The following is a 22,973-nucleotide window of genomic DNA, read 5'->3' as shown; positions in this document are numbered from 1 at the left end:
CTAGCAAACTTTCCTCAACTATAGTTACGTTGGCTTGTAACTATATACTTAAACGCAGTTGCTCATTCCAACTGCGTTTTTTTGCTTTAAGGGAGACAAGCTCTCTGTGGTTATTATAAAAACAGCGGCTTATAATCGTTTTCTAATTGTTCAAACGACAAGTCACCAATAAAGCGCCCAAAACTGAGCCAAGTTGCTAAACCGCGTAAGTCTTTAAAGTGTGGCGGTACAAACTTAGGCGATTCGATTACTCCTAAACTATGCAGTTGCGTAATCAGCCTAAAGTCATCAATCGATATTTTTCCCACCAATAATAAAGGCAGTTGATCAATTCGGCCCAGTTGTATGGCAACCCGAATCAAGTTGTACACCAAAACAAAGCCTTTAATGTAGGCAATGTCTTTAGTAAACGGCAAACCTGTGGGTGTACTGCCCCTAAATACACGCTGAGCTAAAGTATAGCTTTCATCTTGCGATAATCCTTGCGCTACATAATCGCGGTAAATGTCAACAAATTCAGCACCATCAATTACCTTGGTTACCGCTTGAATACGGTTAACTAATTTAGATAAGCGCCGTGGTGTTGATTTTAAGGTAATAATTTCGGTTAATACCGCAAGGCCCTCTTGGGTCACTGTTGAGCTTGGCGTGCCTTTACTTAAACAGGTTAAGTAAGGTTGCGCTAGGCCATTTTGCGTCGTGCCTACATGTATCCAGCCTTCGTGCACTTCTAGAATATCGAGTTCACGCTGCGAAAACTTCACATCTTTATTTAGCTTAACATTATTAGCCCCAGCTGCTGCATCGCTCACTATGCCATCGCTTAGCATTACCTCTACGTTGATCCCTACCATACTGGCATTAACTTGCTCAGATAAAATACGCACAGCATCGCTTGCTGCTATATTTTTAGGATCGTCTGGCAGTATATCGGCAATTAATAAGTTTTTAAGCGGCCGCTCTAACATGTTTGCCAGCTCAGTAAGTGAAGGCTCACCAGCATGAAACAAATCTTTAGGGTGCCCAAATAGCTCTACTGATAGGTCATGAAATTCAGGCGTTCCTCGATATTCCAGCATGCTTAATACGGTTTTATACTCGCTGCACATTTTTCCCATATATTGAGCTATTGGGTTTAGCTGTCCTAACTGGTTAATAATGTTACGCTGCAAAGTAGAAAACGCTTGGCGTAGTTCGCTGGGCACAAATCCTAAATCGCGCTGCTGATAATATGCACGATCGATAACTGGATTTTTTTGACATTTTTGTCTAAAAAATTCTTCTTTAATTTGTTTATCCCAATTAATCGCATCCAGTATTCTTATAGGTGTTTGCAGGGCAACTAATTGATCTGATAATTCACGAGTTTTAAGTAGTAACGCCTTGTCTATCATGGTGTAAGCTCAACAAATAATGAATTGTGAGCATAATTTAAAATAACCAAATTACAAAGTAATATCATCATTTTTTAACCATTGTTTTTAAGATGATCGGGCCACATATCTAATACGTATACACTTGCAAAGTTAAGGATTAATTAATGAAAAATGAAATCGACAACAAGCAAATTTTAGCTGTGTATGAACGCATAATACAACGCGGCGAAATGCAGGATGATGCTAAGCATTATCAAGGCGTTACCGCGTATTCAGACGCAGACGGTTATACCATTTATTTACAAGGCAGCGGGGTAGAACTGCGCTTTGGTTTTCATAATACGTATCATCTTGATTACGAACATGAAAAACAAAAAGATGACTTTTTAAAAAAATTACACAATATTGCCAATGAAACCTAATGCTGCCACCCAGGCTTAAAAAACGCGCCACTAGCAAGCTCAATACTTCCTTTATTACGCAAGTAATTATTGAGCTTGAAGCTAATCCGCACAAGCTCGAAATTATTCGCCACAACCTAGCTTACTACCGCACCCAAACTCATTTAAAAAAAGGCTTTCTTCTCGCTATTGAGCGATTTGACTGGGTGTTTGCAGCATGTAATAACGTGGATGAAATTTGCGCACAAATTATGGCCGATGACTACATTGGAAATCGTCTTAGGCGTTATCCTCTTTTGTTCAAAGGTATATTAACGCCTTAAATAAAGCTGTAACAATACCTCTGCTTTGTATATATATTAACCCTTCTTGCTTTGCTATATTTACATTAACTTTATAAAACCAGCCTGTTGTTATAATTATATCCATTGCAATTTTGGCTATATAAACAGCAACACATACCGTTAGTGCTCTAATGATTACCGTACTAAGCATATTATTTGAAATTATTTACATTTTATTTCTTAGTAAAAATAACCCTCACTTACCTCACTATAAAACAACGCGTAAACTATTGTTTTTAAATAATATAAATTAAATTAATTGTTTGTTATTTACGTATGCTAGATTACCTTTTTTGTTAATATTTCATCTACATTTAGGCATCCGATCATTTACCTGCGCCTTGAATTGTTAGAGCTATTACCTTAAGCTTATGTTTATTGAACGGTCAATTAATAATAAATATGCCTAAAGTTGGAATGGAACCTATAAGACGTCAGCAGCTAATTGACGCAACAATTGAGTCGGTTGCACAGCGCGGTTTACAAGCAACCACTATTAACAGTATTAGTAAAAATGCGGGATTATCCTCTGGCATTATTAGTCATTACTTTGGTGGTAAGCAGGGATTAATTGAAGCAACGGTCAGGTATTTACTTACGAGTTTAAAACAGGAGCTTGTTTGCAAGCTTGAAGCAAATACCAACGCGACGCAGCGCTTAATGTTTATTATTGAAGCTAACTTTGCACTTGTGCAACAGCGCTCAGACACTACACGAACTTGGTTGAGCTTTTGGGCACAATCAATGCACGATGCCGAATTACACCGGCTACAAAATGTAAACAGCAAACGCTTGCAAAGTAATTTAGCATTTTCATTTAAGCAATTAATGCCCACTGAGCAAGCAAAACAAGCTGCCGAACTTAGCGCCGCCATGATCGACGGCCTATGGTTACGCGCAGTACTTAGTAAATCAAACGAACATCAGTTTAATCACAGTGAAAAGCTAGCAAAAAGTTATGTGCATTCACTCATCAAGCAATATGGAGCCTAGCGTGACAACACCTGTCTATCAAAATTTTATTAACGGCCACTTCCTTGCAAATAAAAGCGGCAAAACATTTGATGTAACTAACCCTGCTACGGGTGAAGTTATTTATGCAGTAGAAATTGCTGACGAGTTTATTCAAAACGCTGCCATTGCAAGTGCAAAGCAAGGTTTTGCGCAGTGGTCGGCCATGTCGCCTATTGAGCGCAGTCGCATTTTACTCAAGGCCGTAGCAATTTTACGCGAGCGCAATGATGAGCTAGCGCTGGTAGAGGTACTTGATACCGGCAAACCAATGCAAGAAGCAAACTGTGTAGATATTGAAACAGGCGCTGATGTTATTGAATTCTTTGCTGGTTTAGCACCGGCACAAGTTGGCCAACAACAAATGGTTGGCAGCGACTTTTACTATACCCGTAAAGAGCCTTTAGGTATTTGCGCTGGTATTGGTGCGTGGAACTACCCGCTACAAATTGCCTGTTGGAAATCGGGCCCTGCTCTTGCCGCTGGTAATGCGTTTATTTTTAAACCATCGGAAGAAACACCACTTGGCGCAATTAAGCTAGCTGAAATTTTTGTAGAAGCTGGCGTACCCGCAGGTGTATTTAATGTAGTACAAGGCGCAGGCGATGTAGGCCAATGGCTAACACAGCATACTAATATAGATAAAGTGTCGTTTACTGGCGAAGTGGGTACAGGTAAAAAGGTAGTTGCGAGCGCTGCGGGATCTTTAAAAGATGTCACCATGGAGCTTGGTGGTAAGTCGCCATTAATTGTATTTGATGATGCCAATATTGAACAAGCAGTAAGTGCTGCAATGTTAGGCAACTTTTATACTCAAGGCGAAGTGTGTACTAATTGTACCCGTATTTATGTTCATAAAAATGTATATCAACAATTTATTGATGAGCTTAAAACCCGTACTGAACAAAATATTATTGCCGGCGATCCTCAAGATTTAAATACTAACTTTGGCGCGCTAATTTCTAAAAAGCATCAAGACTTAGTAATGAGCTACGTTAATAAAGGTATTGCAGAGGGCGCAACGCTACTAACAGGTGGTACAACACTTTCACCTGCATCTGCACCTAACGGCTATTTTGTTGCCCCTACTGTGTTTATTGATTGCAACGATGACATGACCATAGTCAAAGAAGAAATATTTGGCCCAGTAATGAGCGTGCTGGTATTTGATGACGAAGACGATGTGATTAAACGTGCAAACGGCACTCACCTTGGTCTAGCTGCAGGTGTATTTACTAGCGACATTAAGCGTGCACACCGTGTTATTCATCAACTACAAGCGGGTATTTGTTGGATTAACGCGTATGGTAACTCGCCTGCAGAAATGCCAGTGGGTGGTTACAAGCAATCGGGCATTGGCCGCGAAAACGGCATAGAAACCCTCGATACTTATACCCAAACTAAATCTGTTTATGTTGGTATGGCCGACATAGAAAGCCCATTTTAAAGGATACTGATTATGAGTAATTCGTATGACTATATTATTGTGGGCGCAGGCTCTGCAGGTTGCGTGTTAGCAAATCGCTTATCGGCCGATAAAAACACCCGTGTATTACTACTAGAAACGGGTGGCAGTGATAAAAGCATTTTTATAAAAATGCCTACCGCGCTTTCTATTCCAATGAATAGCGATAAGTACGCGTGGCAGTTTCATACCCAACCTGAGCCGCATTTAGACAACCGAGAAATGCATTGTCCGCGCGGTAAAGTACTCGGTGGTTCGTCATCTATTAATGGCATGGTGTATGTACGCGGCCATGCAAAAGACTTTGACGAATGGCAACACAATGGCGCAAACGGCTGGGATTATCAGTCTTGTTTACCGTATTTTCAAAAAGCAGAAAGCTTTTACTTAGGTGAAAATAAGTACCGTGGCGGTAAAGGCCCGCTGGGCGTTAATAACGGTAACGAAATGAAAAACCCTTTGTACAGCACCTTTATTAAAGCGGGCATTGAAGCGGGTTACGCACACACTTACGACTACAATGCCTCGCAGCAAGAAGGCTTTGGGCCAATGCACATGACGGTAAAAGACGGTGTACGTAGCTCAGCCGCGCGTGAATATTTAGACCCTGTTAAATCGCGTAGTAATTTAACTATTGTTACCGATGCACTTGCCCAGCGCGTTGTTTTAGAGGGCAAAAAAGCCACTGGTATTGAATACAAAGTAAATGGCGAAGTTAAAACCGCTGTTGCTGCAAAAGAAGTGATATTAAGCGCCGGCTCTATTGGCTCGCCACATATTTTACAGCTATCGGGTATTGGCGATAGCGAGGTGCTTAAAAAAGCAGGCATTGAGGTAAAACACCATTTACCCGGTGTAGGGCAAAACTTACAAGATCATCTTGAGTTTTACTTTCAATATAAGTGCAAACAACCTATTACCTTAAACGGTAAATTAGGGTTAATTTCAAAAGGTTTAATTGGTGCACGTTGGTTATTAACCCGCAAGGGACTGGGCGCTACAAATCACTTTGAATCATGTGCTTTTATTCGCTCTAAGCCTGGAGTTGAATGGCCGGATTTGCAATACCATTTTTTACCTGCCGCAATGCGCTACGACGGACGCAGTGCCTTTGACGGCCATGGCTTTCAAGTACATGTAGGTCATAACAAGCCAAAAAGCCGCGGCAGCGTTACTATTGCATCGGCTGATCCTGAGCAACCACCTAAAATTGTGTTTAATTACCTACAACATCAAGATGACATTGAAGGCTTTAGAGCCTGTGTACGCCTAACTCGTGAAATTATTGAGCAAAGTGCCTTTGATGATTATCGCGATGAAGAAATTCAGCCAGGTAAGCATATTCAAACCGATGCAGAAATAGATGCCTTTGTACGTCAAACGGTTGAAAGCGCTTATCACCCTTCTTGCTCTTGCAAAATGGGTGAAGATGAACTGGCAGTCGTTAATTCAAACACTCAAGTACATGGGATTGCAGGTTTACGTGTAGTTGACTCATCTATATTTCCAACCATACCAAACGGTAACTTAAACGGCCCTACCATTATGGTGGCCGAAAAAGCCGCTGATATTATTTTAGGTAATAAGCCACTAGCAAAACTCAATGCATCTGTAGCAATGAGCGCTAACTGGCAAACAACACAACGTAATAGCAAGATATAAATTAAGCCACTGGCAAAGGTTTAGCTACTTAGGTAGTTAACCCTTTGTGAGGCTCGCCGTGGCTCACGATATAAATTGGTTATGTTGTGTTAACGCGAGAAAAAACAATAAACGGAGTATTTATGAATTACTTTTATTTATTTTGGGAGGGCGATAATGACTATTTGGCTTAGTGCTGGGATTATTTTCACCTTATTAGCTGTAATCGCTATTTTATTTAAATGGGGCAATGTACGTGTTGTTGGCGTAACGCCTGTTAGAACATTTACCTTTATAGCCATATTATTTACCTCAGGCCTAGATGTTGGCCTTATTATGTTTCCGTTAACCGAATTTGCCGGTTATGCAGACATAAAAGCAAGCCCAGAGTACGCATTTGCCAATCCGCTAGCTATTGAGTTTGGCTATTGGGGGTTTTTAATCTGGGGATTTTACTTTCTTACGTGCTTTTATTTCTGTGTAATAGAACCTAAAGTTAAATTTTTCGACATTCCTTGGGTTAAGTTTATTAATAACGTTGTCATCATTGGCACCTGTGCATTTACTGCTTACTTACTACTGACTAATTTACCTTGGTACTTACCCGATTTAGGCGATGGCTCAAGTGTTATTCCGGTGTTTTATTTAATTGTGTTGGCTGCAATATCGTTTGCTGCCTACTCGAGTACCGACATTAAGTATGTACGTATTTTAAGTATTTCTACTACTTGGATGTTTTTAGCGCTCATTGCCTTTATGTGGGCGGGTGCATTTGTATTTGGTGACAGTGAATTGTCTGCCTTTTCGAATAACTTAGGCGCTATTGGTACTTATTTTGCCAATATTAATGAATTTGTTTTACCGCTAAATGACTACCATGAGTTTTATTTATTTTGGTGGTTTGCATGGAGCATTATGATAGGTCAATTTACTGCACGTTTTGTCGGTGGATTAAGAACTTACCAGGTATTGGCTGCAATGTTGATTTTCCCATCAATTCCAATTGCTATCTGGTTTAGTGTGCTTTATCACTACCACGAAGCTGGTATTCCTACCGAAGGTATTAAAAACTTTGCCATGGTATTTGTTGGTATTATTTTTGTAATTAACTCTCTTGATTCGCTTATCCGGTTATACACAGATAACTTAAACTTGACGGTTAAACGCTTAGGTAAATTTAAATACTTAACCATGAATATTGTTGCTTTGTCGTTGTTAACATTACTATTTAAGTTAGAGTTTTTGCAAATTCAATGGGTTGGCGCATTAGTTATTGCCTTGTTCTTTATTTGTATTGCTTATATTGGCTACAACAAATTAAAAACGGTGAACGACATTATAGGCTCACCAAAAGCAAACAAAATTGATTACACCAAAATTGAAAATATGAGCTAGGAACAACATTATGAATAATAAACTAAAACAACTTTTTATCGCTTTACCTTTTACACTTTTATCTACAACTGCAGCGGCTAATTGGTCAACAACTATTACTGCAGCTTCTGACTATACTTTTAATGGTGTATCCCAAACCGACAGTGACCCAGCAATTCAAGCAAGCCTTGATTATGCATTTGATAACGGTGTGTATGCGGGTATTTGGGCCTCTAACGTAGATATTATTGGTCTCGACGATATAGACTTTGAGCTTGACGCTTACGTTGGGCGTTTTATGCAACTTAACGAACAGGTTAGTCTAGATTACGGTATTGCTTATTATACGTATCAAGGTGACAGCAGTGATTTTAATTATGGCGAAGCCTATACAAAATTTGGCTATGCGAGTGATTATGGCCAAACAGAGCTTAACTTTTGGTACAGCTGGGACTACTTTGGCAGCGGCGCAGGGCATGTTATATCACAAATAGCGCATACATATGAGTTAGCACCTAACCATGCGTTACGTGCAAGTTTTGATATTTCAAACTCATTAGACGGTAAAAAATACGCGTGGGATAGCAATGAAAAAAAATCTTACAACCATTACCGCTTAGCATACAAAACTAGCTATGAAGGCTTTAATATTGAAGTTGCCGCCGAGAACACCAGCTTAGATTACGACTACACAGATGAGCGCCTGGTGTTGGCCGTATCACGTACGTTTAATTTATAAACTTAATTAATTAAATGAATGCTATTACTTAGCAAAAAAATGCCACTTAAGTTAAGTGGCATTTTTACTTTTATTTGCTTGAGTAATAAAAGATCGAGCAATTTTAATCACATGTATAGGTAAATCAGCCAAAGTACTTACAAAGCTAAAACCAGTGCAAAATCATCAATGGCAATCGTAATACCCTTTTTACATAGTTTTCAAGCTATTAAATTATTAAAGCATCTACTTTTATAAGCGTTGATAAACTTATCCAAACCATCATCCTTGCTAGCCCTACTCGAGTTGTTTTTTACCTTACTTAAAGCTGCCATGCGTAACTGACTTTAGTAAAAAAGGTGCGCTGGTCGCGCTCTAAGCTTTTAAGTGAATCATCTTGGTAACCTTTATCTGAATACCCTAAGTAAAATAATGTTTGCGCATTAATTTTGTACGAATAAACGAGTTGGCTGCCGTAATCTTTATTAGTTTGGTTCACTTGATAAAAATAAGCATTTTCGTTGCGATCAATATCTTCAAATTGCCAAATAAGCTTTAGCATTGAGCGCATATTAAATTTATAGTAAAGCCTAAAATCAATTAGGTTAGCTGTAAAAACACGCTCCCCTTGTGGGTTGTCTAATTGGCTGTAGCTATGCTTTTGTCAACTTGCCAATGATTGTTTATATCCCACACCGCTTGAGTTTGGGTATCAAAGGCGTCACCTAGTTGCTCATTACTGTAGTCAATGCGACTCCCATATTCAACATACAAAGACAGCCTAAGATCTTTTGTTGGTTTAAATCCGCTGTAAATATAACCAATGTTTTGATTATAAAAATTAGTGTTATAATTTTCATACCTATGTATCAGCCCTATTTCGAAAATAGACTGTTTTTGGCCTTTAAAGCTTAAATAACCTTCGTACTCTTGCTCAAGTAAATCGCCATTTTTCGCCCAAGTTTTATCCCAATCAGCTACATATGACCAAGAGGTAACTAAATCATTTTCATCTCGATACCAGGTTTGCCCGCCTCCTAAAATAACTTTTTCGTAATCGACCTTAGCTTGATAGCCTAAATCGGCACGATAATCTGCGCCAATATTTTCGTACTCTGCGAATAATTTATAATCGCGTTTATCGCGGGTGAGCTTAATTGCATACGCTTGATCGGATTGTGTTTGTGACAGGTTATAATTTTCAACTAAAAATGCTGAGTTGCGGGTATCACTGCTCGCAACTTGATAACTTAAGGTGTCTGATTGATTAAACCAGTAACTACCGTCAACTGATAAAACCGTATTGCGATAGTCATCACCTTCACGATGCGTACTTGAAATCCCTACAGTGCCTTGCTGGCCAATATCGTACTGGTAACGCGCCACTGCCACTTTGGTATTTTCGTTTAAGCTTGCAAATCCTGAGCCCTGATTAGTTGGCAGTAAAATATTGCTATTGTCGTCATCGGCAAACATCACCGCATAACTGTGATTAGCTGTTTTGCCGGTTAATTTAGCGCCTAGATTAGGCTCTGCAATGGTGCGAGTATATAAAAGCTCAAATAAACTACTTTTAAAATATGACGCACCGTCTAAAAAAAACGGCCGTTTTTCTTCATAGTATATAGAGTAAGTGGTATTAATATCCAGCGCCAGAGAGTCGGTTTCCACTTGCGAGAAGTCTGGATTTATAGTGGCGTTTATAACGGCGTCTTGGCTTAAGCCCCAGCGTAAATCTATACCCACTTCGGCGTTTACATCGCCATTTTCCCAATCACCCGGTAACTGTGATTTGGTATCGTTACGCAGCGCAGTTAAAGTAGGCGTTAATTGCAGGTTTTTGCTGGCCGTTATTTTTTCAAAGCCGGTAAGTTTATCAAACTGGCAAAGGCTGCACTTAATATCGCGATCAAACCCAATGTTTGATAACTGATAAAGCACATCTCGTTGATAATTGCGCATTAGGGCAAAACCCCAGGTTAATTGCTCTTTATTTTGTGCAAAACGCAGCGCTTTAAAAGGAATACGCATTTCTACCACATAACCTTGCTCAGTAACCTTGCCTGCGCTATCCCAAATGGCATTCCAAGAAAGGTCTTGTTGCCAGCCATCGGTGTCGGTCATGCGAATATCGCCCTGAGCCCCTAGCGGGTTCACATAAAATTCACAACCAGAGCGCTCATCATTAAAGGTATCAATTACTAGTGCCACGGTGTCATCTTGCCACAGAGTATCGCGATCTCGCAGTGCAGCGCGAATGTGCGTTGGGTCAGGATCGTGTGCAACAAACGCTACATATAAGTTACTGCCGTCTTCGTATATATAAGCATCGGTTTTTACCGGTGGCGTACCTTTTTCATTTGGTTCATCTTGAAACTGCAATGCAATGCGCGTGGCATCTTGCCAATGTGCCTCATTCATTACCCCATCTACTGTTATATTTTTATTAATACGCGTGAGTGAATAGTGTTGTTTATTGGCAAGCGCGCTTGGAGTGGTGAGTAAAAGAAAGAAAAAGCTTAAAATAAAGAACACTGATTGTTTTTTTATTATTATTAAGTACTGCATAAACATCCATTTAGACTTAAATTACTCAATAAGAGTAATTTCTGGCGTGGATTGTAGTTTATACCAATGGATTTGTTAATACCTTGCAAATAGTTTTTTGCATAACATTAACTAATTAATAATAAAGAAGTATTTAAGCGCAGCGATTAGGTTTCAATAAGCTTGAGTTTATCAGCAATACCATTCCACTCATCAGCATCGGCTGGGGCTGGTTTTGCCTGCGTAATGCGTGGCCATATAAGTGCAAGCTCGGCATTTAGTTCGGTAAACTCTTGTTGTGACTCTGGTAATTCATCTTCTTGATAAATAGCATCAGCTGAACATTCAGGTACGCATAAACCACAGTCAATGCAATCAATTGGGCTTATAGCTAAAAAGTTAGGGCCTTCAAAAAATGCATCTGCTGGGCACACTGATACGCAATCTGTGTACTTACATTTAATACAGTTTTCGGTGACTACAAATGCCATAATGGTTCAATGCCTAAGGTTTTATAACGACAACGGCGGATCATACCCAACCAAGGCTAAAATACAATATATAAGTGCCATAATAGCGTAATTTAACGTAAAATAAGCGCCTAATGTTTTGTGGTGCTATTTGCGCTACTCCCCTTATTGTGAGCGGTAATTAAAAGCCCGCTAAGACACCTAAAAGAGACAAAATGATACGTTTAACCGAGATAAAACTACCGCTAGATCATGACGAAAATGCAATTAAAGATGCCATTGTCAGTAAGCTAAAAATAACGCCAGAACAGTTACATAGTTTTAATGTGTTTAAACGTGGTTACGATGCCCGTAAAAAAACAGCTATTTTACTTATTTATACCTTAGATATAAGCGTTGATAACGAAGAGCAGTTACTCACAACTTTTGCCAAAGATCAGCATGTAAAAGTAGCACCCGACACCGCTTATAAGTTTGTTGCCCAGGCAAATAACGATTTAAAAGAGCGCCCTGTCGTAATTGGCTTTGGCCCTTGTGGTTTATTTGCAGGTTTAGTGTTGGCACAAATGGGCTTTAAGCCAATTATATTAGAGCGTGGTAAAGAAGTACGCGAGCGCACTAAAGATACCTTTGGTTTTTGGCGTAAGCGCGCACTAAATACCGAGTCAAATGTACAATTTGGTGAAGGCGGCGCAGGTACATTCTCCGACGGAAAATTATACAGCCAAGTAAAAGATCCAAAACATTATGGCCGTAAAGTTATTACCGAGTTTGTTGCCGCTGGCGCGCCAGAAGAAATTTTATACGTAAGTAAGCCACACATAGGAACCTTTAAACTGGTAACTATGATTGAAAAAATGCGCGCGCATATTGTAGAACTTGGCGGCGAAATTCGCTTTAGCACTCGCGTAGACGACATTCATTTAGAAGACGGCCAAGTAACGGGCTTAACCTTGTCAAATGGCGAGCAGCTAAATACCCGCCATGTAGTGCTTGCTGTGGGTCACAGTGCCCGTGATACCTTTGATATGCTATATAAAAAAGGTATTTACATGGAAGCTAAACCATTTTCGGTGGGCTTTAGGATCGAGCATAAGCAATCTATGATCGATGAGTGCCGCTTTGGTGACAATGCAGGTAACCCCATTTTGGGCTCTGCTGATTACAAACTAGTTCACCACTGTGATAATGGCCGTACCGTATATAGTTTTTGTATGTGCCCAGGGGGGACTGTGGTTGCAGCCACCTCTGAAGAAGGCCTAGTTGTTACCAATGGTATGAGCCAATATTCTCGTAGTGAGCGCAATGCAAACAGCGCTATTGTTGTAGGTATTTCGCCAGAGCAAGACTTCCCGGGTCACCCATTAGCGGGTATTGAGTTACAACGTAAACTTGAAAAAAAAGCATACGAACTTGGCGGCAGTAATTACGATGCGCCAGCACAACTTATTGGCGACTTTTTAAAGGGTAAATCGTCATCAGCTTTAGGCGATGTGCAATCATCTTATACGCCGGGTATTAAATTAACCGATTTAGCCGATGTATTACCTAAATATGCAATTGATGCTCTGCGTGAAGCAATTCCGGCATTTAATAAGCAAATTCGTGGTTTTTCAACTAATGATGGCTTACTAACAGGTGTAGAAACACGTACCTCTTCGCCGGTAAGTATTAAGCGCGATAAAACACTTCAAAGTATTAATACTAAAGGGCTTTACCCTTCTGGCGAAGGCGCAGGCTATGCCGGTGGTATTTTATCGGCAGGTATTGATGGTATTAAAGCCGCTGAAGCGGTGGCGCTTTCAATGCTAGAAAACGCAAAATAAGCGTTTTATTAAATTAAGCCATAAAAAAACCTGAGCAAGCTCAGGTTTTTTTGTAACTGCAAATAACCATATTAGGTTAGCGCATTATTAATTACTTTTTAAGCGACAGTTTTTCGCCTTTTAAGCTTTTACGTATTTTAGAAATACGTGAGCGATTTACTGCTCTTGCTTCGCCAGTTGCTTGACCAGATGGCTTATTAGCACGAGTACGACGTAAGTGTGCAGGCTTTTTGCCAATTTTATCAATTAATACTTCACGGTTACTTACTGCATAGCCTTCTAAGTAAACACGTTTAATTTTTTGACCAATTAAGGTTTCAATTTCAAACAACATGTTTTCTTCTTCACGGCTTACAAACGAAATTGCTTGGCCTTCTTTACCTGCGCGGCCAGTACGACCAATACGATGTACGTAGTCCTCTGCAAGCCAAGGTAAGTCAATATTAATTACACGCGGTAAACCATCAATATCAATACCACGCGCCGCAACTTCTGTTGCCACTAATACACGTACTTTACCTTCTTTAAATTCACGCAGCGCACGACGACGATTACCTTGTGACTTATCGCCATGACAAACCGCAGCCGGAATACCATCAAGGTTAAGCTCTGTTACTAGCTCATCGGCTGTTTCTTTCATGTTTACAAATACTAACACTTGCTGCCAGTTTTTCTTACCAATTAGCTCAGAAAGCAGCTCTTGCTTACGGCGCTCTTCAACTGGGTAAACCACATGCGCTACAGTGCTAGCAGTACTGTTTGTTTGATCAACACGTACTATTTCTGGCTGTTTTAATACTTTAGATGCAAACTGTTTAATTGCTGCTGGGAAAGTGGCTGAAAACAACAAGATTTGACGATCGTCAGCGCAGCTTTTTATAACGCCTTGCATCTCTTCAATAAAGCCCATATCGAGCATACGGTCGGCTTCATCAAGTACTAAGTGCTTTACGCTGGCAAGGCTTAAGTTACCTAAGCGAATATGATCAAGTAAACGCCCTGGCGTTGCTACTACAATATCAACACCTTCTTTAAGTGCATTAGCTTGGCCTGCGGTGTTAACACCGCCAAATAAGCTGACTACTTTTAACGAAGTGTGTTTTGCGAAGTCTTTAAAGTTATTTGCTATTTGCTCTGCAAGTTCGCGCGTAGGCGCTAAAACTAAAGCATGCGGGGCATTAGTAGTGCTTACTTCAGACTCAAATAATTTTTGAATAATTGGTAGCGCAAACGCGGCGGTTTTACCCGTCCCCGTTTGTGCACTTGCTAAAACGTCTTTACCTTTACGAACAGCAGGAATTGCTGCGCGCTGAATGGGCGTAAGGGTGTGATAGTTAAGTTCGTCTAACGCCTGAACAAGTTCAGGAGCAAAACTAAAAGATTTAAAATTCATGGTATATAACCTGCGGCCACATTATCAAGGGTCGCAAATTATACAGTAAAAAAGTGCTAACAGTTAGTCATTACTTTACTTTTGCATGGTTTAATCTGTTTTATAGCGTTTAAATATTAAAGAGGTATTAATACCGCCAAAAGCAAAGTTATTACTCATTACATAATCGGTGTTAATTTCTCGCCCTTGCTCTGTTATGTAGTCAAGTTGAGCGCAGTCGTTATCTACCTCGGTGAGGTTTATTGTGGGGGCAAACCAGTTATCATTCATCATATTAATCGTCGCCCACGCTTCAATAGCACCGCATGCGCCCAAAGTGTGGCCTAAATAACTTTTTAAAGAGCTAATGGGTTTTGCCCCTAAAGCGTTAAAAGTGGCATGCGACTCTGCTATATCGCCTCGATCGGTTGAAGTGCCGTGCGCACTTACATAACCAATTTGCTGGGCAGTTAAATTAGCATCTTGTAGGGCCTGTTCAATCGCTATTTGCATTGTTTTAGAGGTAGGCTGAGTAACATGCTCACCATCACTATTACAACCAAAACCCACCACTTCTGCCAGTATAGTGGCACCACGGGCCTTTGCGTGTTCGTACTCTTCTAAAATCAGTGTGCCAGCACCTTCGCCAATCACTAATCCATCACGGTCTTTATCAAATGGCCTAGGGGTTAATGTGGGTGTGTCGTTTTTTGTGCTGGTAGCATATAAGGTATCAAATACTGCGGCTTCGGTAATGCATAACTCCTCTGCACCACCAGCAACCATCACCTTTTGACGACCAAATTTTATTGCTTCATAGGCATAACCAATACCTTGTGAGCCCGAGGTACAGGCTGAGCTTGTGGTGATCACTCGCCCTTTTAAGCCAAAAAACACTCCAACATTAACTGGAGCAGTATGCGCCATCATTTGAATATAACTAGTGGCTGTTACCCCAGACATAGAGCCCGACTCCATCATATTAGCAAACGCGAGTAACGGCGGGGTTGAGCCTATAGATGAGCCATAAGAAATCCCCGTAGAACCATCGGTTAAGCTACTATGATTAAGCAATTGGGCTTGCTCTAACGCGCACTCTGTAGCGCGTGTTGACATAAGCGCCACTCGCCCCATTGAGCGTATTTGTTTACGCTTATAATGGCTCGGTCGCTCAAAATGAGTAACCGGCGCCGCTAAACGCGTATTAAGCTCTGGTGCTTTGTCCCACTGTGCCATAGTGGTCACTGCATTTTCGCCTCTGATCAGTGCTTGTTTAAATACCGACCATTCATCGCCAAGTGCGGTGATCACCGACATACCTGTCACTACAACACGCTTCATTACACCATACCGCCGTTAACTGAAATGACTTGGCGGGTAATGTAGGCCGCATCATCTGAGATTAAAAATGCCACAGTACCCGCAACTTCCTCTACTGTGCCCATACGCTTAAGCGGGATCATTTTTAGCATTTCGTCTACCGGTAACTCGTCAGTCATTGCGGTTTCTATTAACCCAGGTGCAACGCAGTTTACGGTTATTTTTCGCTTAGCCAGCTCTAACGACAACGCTTTAGTAGCGCCAATAATACCGGCTTTTGCCGCACTGTAATTTACTTGCCCACGGTTACCGGCAATACCCGATACAGAAGCCATAGTTACAATACGCCCGCCTTTACGGTTTTGCACCATAGGCATTACCGTGGGGTGCACTACATTATAAAAGCCATCAAGTCCGGTACGAATAACGCAATCCCAGTCCTCGCCTTGCATTGCCGGAAACGCCATATCATTGGTTATACCCGCGTTACATACCACGGCGTAATAAGCGCCATGCTGGGCTATGTCTTGCTCTATTTGTGTTTTGGCGGCGGCTCTGTCGCATACATCAAATTGTAATAAGCTAGTAGCTTGGCCTAATGCCTGTATTGCTGCGCAAGTTGCTTGTGCATCTGCCACACCACTTTTACAATGCACTGTAATGTCGTACCCTTGCGATGCTAATTTAAGCGCAATAGCCCTGCCTATGCCACGGCTTGAACCTGTAACTAAAACTCGTTTTGTCATTGATTTTCTCTTATAAATTCCAGCGGATTTTCGGGCTGAAAAACATTAATTTTTGCTTCGCATACTAATGTATCGCCGTGGTTTATTTGGCATTCAAACACACTCAACCCAGACTCTTCTTGATACAGTTTATGCACTTTAATGGTTAAGTTACTATTAACTTTAAAACACGCTTGATGGGTTTGATATTTACGCGTACCAATTAAAAAACCTATTTTAGGTGACTCATTTGCATCGTTTGCTAATGCGCCTGCGTAAGCAGCTATTGACTGCGCCATGTACTCAACCCCAATGTAACTGGGTACACCGGCAATATCGGCGTTATAAAATGCACTTTGTGGTGTAATCGTTACCTGGCAACGCGCACTCTCGGCACTATAATGCGTTAAAGTGTCAATTAAAATCATTGGTGCGTCGTGGGCAAGCAACTGCTCAATTGCGTAATGATTGCGGCTCAGCTCATTCATTAGCAATACCTAAAACTAAACTAGCGTTATTGCCACCAAAGGCAAATGAGTTTGACAAGCAGTAACGCAATTTGGGCTTAAATGCTTGTTTTATTACTTTTACATCGGCCAAGTTACCGCCTGTTGATAATACGTTATAGGGCAATGCATACTGGCCTTGCCCTTTTAGAAGTAGCCAGCATAGCGCGGCTTCAATTGCGCCTGCAGCTCCTAAGGTATGCCCGGTTAAGTGCTTGCTTGAGCTCAGTGGCGTATTGTTGCCAAACACACGATTAATTGCAAGTGCCTCCATTTCATCATTTTTGAGCGTTGCGGTACCGTGTGCATTGATGTAGTCAATTTCATGGGCAGCTAATTGCGCTTGTTTTAGTGCTTTTTGCATTGCAGATTGCGCGCCCATACCATTGGGATCGGGTGCTGAAATATGATGTGCATCAGAGCTTTCGCCGCCACCGTACAGCGCAATTGCCGTATCTGTAATTGCGCTTACGCCTTTACTCATTACAAATAATGCTGCGCCTTCACCAATATTAATACCATCTCGGTTACTTGAAAACGGCTGGCAAACTCCGGTACTTAACGACGCTAACGAATCAAAACCATTGAGAGTAAGTTGGCATAGGGTGTCAACGCCACCGCATATAACAACATCGGCCATATCAGCTTTTAGCAGTGCGCGGGCGCTTAGTAATGCTTTTGCGCTTGAGGTACAGGCCGTAGAAATACTATAACAAGGTCCCTGCGCATCAAGTTTTTGCGCAATATAGTGTGCTGGGGTAGCAAGTTCTTGTTCATAATAATGAAAGTCATTGGGCCATTGCGCTGTGTGTTCAAAATGAGCACGAGCCCGTTCACCATCTGCAATACCCGAAGTACTCGTGCCTAACACCACCGCAATACGCGATTTATCGATATGCGAAAACTGCTCAATAGTAGTTTGTAGTTGCGCTAAGCACATATCAATAAAGGTATTTATACGTTTTTTTTGCGCCAACGCAACCGAGGTTACTTGGCCAACATATAACGGCTGTTGTTGCGCGCTAAGTGTAGAATTTAGAGTTAATATAGGCGTTGCAGAGTTATAACTGTTTAAGCTATCGAGCGTTGCCTGCTGGCTTACTCCCATCGCACTAACAATACCTAAGTTATTTAGCCAATATGTCACTGAGTTACCTTTTTAAATATTATTTTATAATCACGAACAATATTATGCAGCGTAATTGCATCGTCGTTATAGTCAATGGTGATCAGGGTTTTATGATTTTGCAGCACCTGCCTGTGTGTGCCTACTTGTTCCACCAATGCGCCGCTCAGCTGCTCATTTATAAACGCGACAGGCCAATGGACTAAGGCAATATCAGCCAGTACATAAGCGGGATTTATATCGACGCCGACAAGCATTTTTTTAGCTTTAATTGGCTCTTTGGGTAGCTTTTCAAGCTCTACAATCGGAAAGCCTTGGCTGGTCATCATCAGCAGCTTAACCCCACCCGCCTCATTAACCGCCAATTGCGATAACAAGGTATGCTGCTCTTGCCCAGTGGTAATAAATAACACTTGCTGCCAAGAGCGGCCAAACATTGATGGCGCCATACTATTTAAATTTAAGCTAGCCGCAGGCGCTATGCTAATAGCTGCACTGGAGCTAAACTGACTTGCACAGGCTGACAGCATTATGCAGGTTAGCAATATCAGCGCACGCTGGAGTATTAGTTTAAGCATATTAGTTTCAACATATTAATTTCGACATATTAGGTTCGGCACAGCTGAGCTAGCACATTTAAGCGGCGCTCACTTTGTGCAACAAATGGGTTACTCGTGTCCCATGCGTATCCGGCTAAAATTGCACTGATCATCTCTCGCACTTGCTTGTTTTGCTCTGTATGAAATATGACGTCTTGAAAGCGCGTATCGTACCAGCCTGTAACAAAAGTTCTGAAACAGTTAACTCCCGCTTGTAGCGGTTTTGCATAATGTTGCTCAAAGTCAATCGTCTCTCCTTTTAAATACTGATCGACCAAAGGGGCAATTAAACTTGCTGACTTAAGCGCAATGGTTACTCCTGATGAAAACACCGGATCTAAAAACTCTCCCGCATTGCCTAATAACGCAAAATGCTGCCCATACAACTTACTCACATTAGAGGAGTAGCCTGTTATGCTGCGAGCTGGCCCAATTAATTCGCGTTTAGCTAGCAGTGCTTTTAAATGTGGATCTTGCTCTAAAAAGCGATTTAATATTACCTCTGCTTCATCGTCATTAAAACGCTCAGACTCTGCTACAACACCAATACTTGCGGTGCCATCACTAAAGGGAATTAGCCAATACCATATATCTCGATGCTCTGGGTGTACGGTAATGAGTATTTTATTACGATCAAAATTTTCATCGCTAATATTATCTACAAAGTGGCTAAAGTAAGCACTGCGTACCGGAAAGTTAGAGGGTAGCTCTAAGTTTAGTAGTTTAGGTAATACTCGGCCAAAGCCACTGGCATCTAACACAAAGCGTGCTTGAACTTGGTAAGGCTGCTGCTGCGCGTCGTGTACTAATAAGGTTGCACCACCATTTTTATCGGTATTGTTTTTATCGGAACTGTTTTCAAAAACATCAGTAACCTTGTAGTCTTTAACACTGTGCTGATAACGAATAACAGCCCCTTGCAGCTGTGCATTATCGGCTAGTAATTTATCAAACAGCCCTCTTTTCACTTGATAAGTAGTACCTGGCCCTGGTGATGATTTTTCGGTAAAATTAATCGCGGTATTTTCACCCGATCGATGAAACGCAGCGCCGTTTTTAAACTGAAACCCCAAACTAGCAGCGTGTTCATGCAATGGAGCGACTAAATTAGCGTCGGCCAAATACTCCATACATTGCGGTAACAAGCTCTCACCTATAGTAAAGCGCGGAAAAATCTGTTGCTCAAGTACTAATACTCGCCAGCCTTTTTGCACTAAAAGGCTACTTGCAAGTGCGCCAGAGGGGCCCGCACCAATTACAACAACATCAAACTGCTCAGGGTTATTCACTTTATCCTTCCTTTTGCGAGGGTAATACACTCAGCGGCGATAAAATATATACCGCTAAAATCCCTACCATTACGGTAAGTCCAAAACTAAAAATAGCAGGGGTGCTTGAGGCACTTAACATACCAAACACCCACATAGAAGACGCTGCAGATAAACTAATTGCCAATATATTTTTTGGCTGTAACTTATTTATTTGATAAAAAACAAGGTAGTCAATAGCTAAGGCTACCACTAGCAACGCGCCCAACATATTAAATAACGACAGGCTGCCTTGAATTGCATTACACACCCACAGCATGCTAACAACCACTAATAACAAGCTTAACAGTTGTAAAGTGGCAATTTTTACGCCAAAACGCCAACTAAAAAGTAACCAACTAATGGCCCCTGCAAGCACTAAACTTAACAATAAGTATGCTCGGTAATCGCTTAATAACGCACTAATTTGCTGCGGTTTATTATATAGCAATAAGCCATCATCTTTTAAAAGCGCGGCGCTTAAGCTCTGTGTATTAATATTGCTAATTGTCATCCAGGTTATGGCTTGCTGCGGCTCAACATGCATTTGCGCTAACAATAAGGGTTTAAATTCGCTATTTAATAATGCGTTATAGGTAATAAATTGCGCGGGCCCGCTACTTAATTGCCGCCCAGTTAATTGCTCGGTGAGTGCAAATACACCACTTTTTTTAGCTTGATTAAACACCGCTAAATTATTTTTTTGCTGCTCAATACTAGGCAGCCATCGGTTAATGGCATTGTGTTTAATATGCGGGTTACTCGCGGTTAAATCGCTAACTAACCGCTGTTGTTTTTGTAACACGTGTTGTGCATTGTCGCCAATAATAAATACTATATGGCTGCGCCATTGATCTAGTAAAGTTAAGTGTTTTTTTTCACTTGCCATTAGCTGCTCAGAGCTGGCATTAAGCAATCTAATATCATCATTAAACTCAATCGGTTTTAATACCAATAAGCTTGCAAGCACTATACTTAGCGCAATAAACAGTGGTTTTTTTATTTTATTACAGTACAAAAACACCCGCGTTATTTTTTTACTGAGTAATAAACTTGATGTCGATACACGCAGTGTTTGCTGCCAAAATGGTAAAATTAACACAGTAAACAGCCATGCACTAAATAAGCCCGCTATAACAAACACTGCCACTTGCGCTAATAAAGTTAACGGCGCACCTAATAAGCAGCTGTAGCCTAATGCGGTCGTAATAAAAGAGAGTAATAACGCTGATTTCACCCCTTTGCTATAGCCGTTAGAAGAGGCTTGCTGTGCAGTTTCATTTGCTGCTTTGGCTAAATCGGTCATGCCATGAAAGGCGTAATCAATAGCAATACCTATTAAGGTTACGGCAAATACCAAGGTTAATAAATGAATGCTGTTAAACACCAATAACATAGCAATAGCGCCGCCCATTAATGCGCTAAGCACTGTAAAGCTCGCTAATAAAATACTGCTAATCGCTCTAAATACCCAAAACACCATAACCATTAGTGCCATTAGGCTAATACCACCAAACAAACTCATTTCGTATTTTGCTTGTTGGGCATTTTCAGCCGTATGAAACAGCACCCCTGAATAGGAAATAGTGGTATTTGGGTACGCTTTACTTAGGGTGTTTATTTGCGTTTTAATTTTAGCAGCTAAGCTAATTGCATTATTAATGCTCAAGTTTGGCTCTGGCAGTGTGGCAAAAAGCATTGCATATTCAACTCCCTCATACTGGCGAGTGAGGCGGTTTTGTTTAATAGTAAAAACTTGGCTTTGGCTTAAGTTTTCGCTAATAAAGCCAGCTAAACTTAAACTAATATCAGTACTTAATGTAGCACTAACAAATGGCGATCCTAACTGATTTAATTGCTGCAGGTAAAACTGCTCAAAGCTGGCTTTGTCTGCTATTTTTTGCTTATAGGGCTTACTTAATAGTGCATATTTATAAGGCGCAAATGTGGTTGTTAAAGCGTTTATAGAGGGAAAATTAAATGTGCTTGTTATATCTTGCTGCTCAAGCCAATTGTTAAATTCATCGTGGGCGTTATTTTTTTGTTCACCAGCAAATGAAAACACCACACGGTGGGCATTTTTTTCAAAAAACAGCTGTTCGCCATAAGCTAATTGAGAATGCGATTTTGGCAGCAAACTAAACATATCAGCACTAAATGTAGGTTTAGTCAGCCAAAATATACTGGTTAAAAGCAAAATTAAACCACTAAACCAAATAAAAACAATGCCAATTCGTTTCTTCAATCCACTATTCCATTAATTAACTATTTAAACGATTGAGCCGTTAAGGCTGCTCAGGGTAACTAAACTCAATAGTTGTTTTACTACCTGAATGCTCATAAAGGATGATGCTGTGTACCGTTTTATCACTTTCACACAAAGTAAAGTGGCTAAATAATTGCTGTAACAACGCTTCTTTTGGGGTTAGTTGCAGGCAATTGTTTTGCGCTTTTATACTAAAGCGTGTTGCAAGGGCGCTCATATCTACACTGAGTAAGTCAGTTAAAAGCCCTACAAACTGCTCACTGCCTGGCTGTGGTACAAACTCCCCTTTAGCATTTTCAACCAATACCTGGCCATTTTCTACAATCAATGCGCTTCTTACCGGTTGTTCTACTTGCCATACTAGCTTTTTGGCATTTAGAGAAAACACTCCAGAGGAGACGAACGGCGATGCAAAACCAGCAAGTTGTTTATATTGTTTAAACTCACCCGTTACTATATCAGCCTTTAATGTGGTATTTACCTGCGATACAGTGTTTGCTTGCAATGCACTACAAAATAGCAGCAATACGCTGGTTATAAATAATTTAAACATTGTCATTCCTTCTCCTTTAATTGCCA

The 22,973-nt window shown here is 40.8% G+C and carries 19 protein-coding genes and 2 pseudogenes; 8 read left to right on the top strand and 13 right to left on the bottom strand.

The annotated features are described in order from the left end of the window. Window positions 1–113: 113 nt before the first annotated feature. Window positions 114–1,394, bottom strand: a complete 1,281-nt coding sequence (locus tag PNIG_RS18875) for a flavohemoglobin expression-modulating QEGLA motif protein (RefSeq protein WP_089369256.1) — start codon at window positions 1,392–1,394, stop codon at window positions 114–116. A 146-nt stretch (window positions 1,395–1,540) separates the two neighbouring features. Here PNIG_RS18875 and PNIG_RS18870 point away from each other — a divergent pair, with 146 nt between their 5' ends. The 7 genes from PNIG_RS18870 (at window position 1,541) to PNIG_RS18835 (ending at window position 8,351) form a co-directional block, all read left to right on the top strand. Continuing rightward, window positions 1,541–1,798: a DUF3081 domain-containing protein gene (locus PNIG_RS18870; protein ID WP_086995854.1), complete on the top strand. Its 258-nt coding sequence runs from the start codon at window positions 1,541–1,543 to the stop codon at window positions 1,796–1,798. Continuing rightward, complete coding sequence (locus PNIG_RS18865; RefSeq protein ID WP_086995851.1) at window positions 1,798–2,100, top strand: hypothetical protein; 303 nt, start codon at window positions 1,798–1,800, stop codon at window positions 2,098–2,100. Before PNIG_RS18870 ends, PNIG_RS18865 begins: the two co-directional genes overlap by 1 nt. Before the next feature lie 438 nt (window positions 2,101–2,538). Next, complete coding sequence (gene betI, locus PNIG_RS18855; RefSeq protein ID WP_086995886.1) at window positions 2,539–3,114, top strand: transcriptional regulator BetI; 576 nt, start codon at window positions 2,539–2,541, stop codon at window positions 3,112–3,114. A 1-nt stretch (window position 3,115) separates the two neighbouring features. Further along, on the top strand, window positions 3,116–4,579 hold the full coding sequence (gene betB / locus PNIG_RS18850) for a betaine-aldehyde dehydrogenase (protein ID WP_089369334.1): 1,464 nt from the start codon (window positions 3,116–3,118) through the stop codon (window positions 4,577–4,579). Between the two features lie 12 nt (window positions 4,580–4,591). Continuing rightward, a complete protein-coding gene (betA, locus tag PNIG_RS18845; RefSeq protein WP_086995844.1) occupies window positions 4,592–6,259 on the top strand; it encodes a choline dehydrogenase in 1,668 nt (555 codons plus the stop codon). A gap of 156 nt (window positions 6,260–6,415) precedes the next feature. Further along, window positions 6,416–7,633 (top strand): BCCT family transporter, encoded by a 1,218-nt coding sequence (locus PNIG_RS18840; RefSeq protein WP_058375019.1) that lies wholly within the window; start codon window positions 6,416–6,418, stop codon window positions 7,631–7,633. A gap of 10 nt (window positions 7,634–7,643) precedes the next feature. After that, window positions 7,644–8,351 (top strand): TorF family putative porin, encoded by a 708-nt coding sequence (locus tag PNIG_RS18835; protein WP_089369254.1) that lies wholly within the window; start codon window positions 7,644–7,646, stop codon window positions 8,349–8,351. A 63-nt stretch (window positions 8,352–8,414) separates the two neighbouring features. Here the strand turns inward: PNIG_RS18835 and PNIG_RS20225 are convergent. From PNIG_RS20225 to fdxA, 3 genes and pseudogenes are all read right to left on the bottom strand, one after another. Then, window positions 8,415–8,551, bottom strand: a pseudogene (locus PNIG_RS20225) (EAL domain-containing protein); the annotation flags it as partial. A gap of 101 nt (window positions 8,552–8,652) precedes the next feature. Beyond that, window positions 8,653–10,898, bottom strand: a pseudogene (locus tag PNIG_RS18825) (carbohydrate binding family 9 domain-containing protein). 146 nt (window positions 10,899–11,044) lie between these two features. Next, window positions 11,045–11,368 (bottom strand): ferredoxin FdxA, encoded by a 324-nt coding sequence (gene fdxA, locus PNIG_RS18820; RefSeq protein ID WP_011330038.1) that lies wholly within the window; start codon window positions 11,366–11,368, stop codon window positions 11,045–11,047. 194 nt (window positions 11,369–11,562) lie between these two features. Between fdxA and PNIG_RS18815 the strand changes: the two genes are divergently transcribed. Continuing rightward, complete coding sequence (locus PNIG_RS18815) at window positions 11,563–13,173, top strand: NAD(P)/FAD-dependent oxidoreductase (protein ID WP_089369253.1); 1,611 nt, start codon at window positions 11,563–11,565, stop codon at window positions 13,171–13,173. A 91-nt stretch (window positions 13,174–13,264) separates the two neighbouring features. Here PNIG_RS18815 and PNIG_RS18810 read toward each other — a convergent pair whose 3' ends face one another. The 9 genes from PNIG_RS18810 to PNIG_RS18770 all read right to left on the bottom strand — a co-directional run bounded on the left by PNIG_RS18810 (window position 13,265) and on the right by PNIG_RS18770 (window position 22,953). Next, the gene (locus tag PNIG_RS18810; RefSeq protein WP_011330036.1) at window positions 13,265–14,566 is read right to left on the bottom strand and encodes a DEAD/DEAH box helicase; all 1,302 of its coding nucleotides are present in this window, start codon (window positions 14,564–14,566) and stop codon (window positions 13,265–13,267) included. A gap of 90 nt (window positions 14,567–14,656) precedes the next feature. Beyond that, on the bottom strand, window positions 14,657–15,886 hold the full coding sequence (locus PNIG_RS18805) for a beta-ketoacyl-ACP synthase (protein ID WP_089369252.1): 1,230 nt from the start codon (window positions 15,884–15,886) through the stop codon (window positions 14,657–14,659). After that, window positions 15,886–16,611: a 3-ketoacyl-ACP reductase FabG2 gene (gene fabG / locus PNIG_RS18800; protein ID WP_089369251.1), complete on the bottom strand. Its 726-nt coding sequence runs from the start codon at window positions 16,609–16,611 to the stop codon at window positions 15,886–15,888. The genes PNIG_RS18805 and fabG overlap by 1 nt, the downstream gene beginning before the upstream one ends. Beyond that, window positions 16,608–17,078, bottom strand: a complete 471-nt coding sequence (locus PNIG_RS18795; RefSeq protein WP_167376947.1) for a hotdog family protein — start codon at window positions 17,076–17,078, stop codon at window positions 16,608–16,610. Before PNIG_RS18795 ends, fabG begins: the two co-directional genes overlap by 4 nt. Beyond that, a complete protein-coding gene (locus tag PNIG_RS18790) occupies window positions 17,071–18,243 on the bottom strand; it encodes a beta-ketoacyl-ACP synthase (protein ID WP_089369250.1) in 1,173 nt (390 codons plus the stop codon). The genes PNIG_RS18795 and PNIG_RS18790 overlap by 8 nt, the downstream gene beginning before the upstream one ends. Further along, window positions 18,240–18,800, bottom strand: coding sequence for a DUF3261 domain-containing protein (locus tag PNIG_RS18785; RefSeq protein WP_089369249.1), 561 nt, complete (start codon window positions 18,798–18,800; stop codon window positions 18,240–18,242). Before PNIG_RS18785 ends, PNIG_RS18790 begins: the two co-directional genes overlap by 4 nt. A 29-nt stretch (window positions 18,801–18,829) precedes the next feature. Beyond that, window positions 18,830–20,110, bottom strand: a complete 1,281-nt coding sequence (locus tag PNIG_RS18780) for an NAD(P)/FAD-dependent oxidoreductase (RefSeq protein ID WP_089369248.1) — start codon at window positions 20,108–20,110, stop codon at window positions 18,830–18,832. Between the two features lies 1 nt (window position 20,111). Beyond that, entirely contained in the window at window positions 20,112–22,373 is a 2,262-nt protein-coding gene (locus PNIG_RS18775) for an MMPL family transporter (RefSeq protein WP_089369247.1), read from the bottom strand. Between the two features lie 40 nt (window positions 22,374–22,413). Continuing rightward, the gene (locus PNIG_RS18770; protein ID WP_089369246.1) at window positions 22,414–22,953 is read right to left on the bottom strand and encodes an outer membrane lipoprotein carrier protein LolA; all 540 of its coding nucleotides are present in this window, start codon (window positions 22,951–22,953) and stop codon (window positions 22,414–22,416) included. Window positions 22,954–22,973: the final 20 nt, after the last annotated feature.

It is taken from the genome of Pseudoalteromonas nigrifaciens, from assembly GCF_002221505.1.
GTDB classification, from domain to species: Bacteria; Pseudomonadota; Gammaproteobacteria; order Enterobacterales; family Alteromonadaceae; genus Pseudoalteromonas; species Pseudoalteromonas nigrifaciens.
The sequence above is the reverse complement of the archived record's forward strand: the minus strand, read 5'-3'. Positions and strand labels throughout refer to the sequence as shown.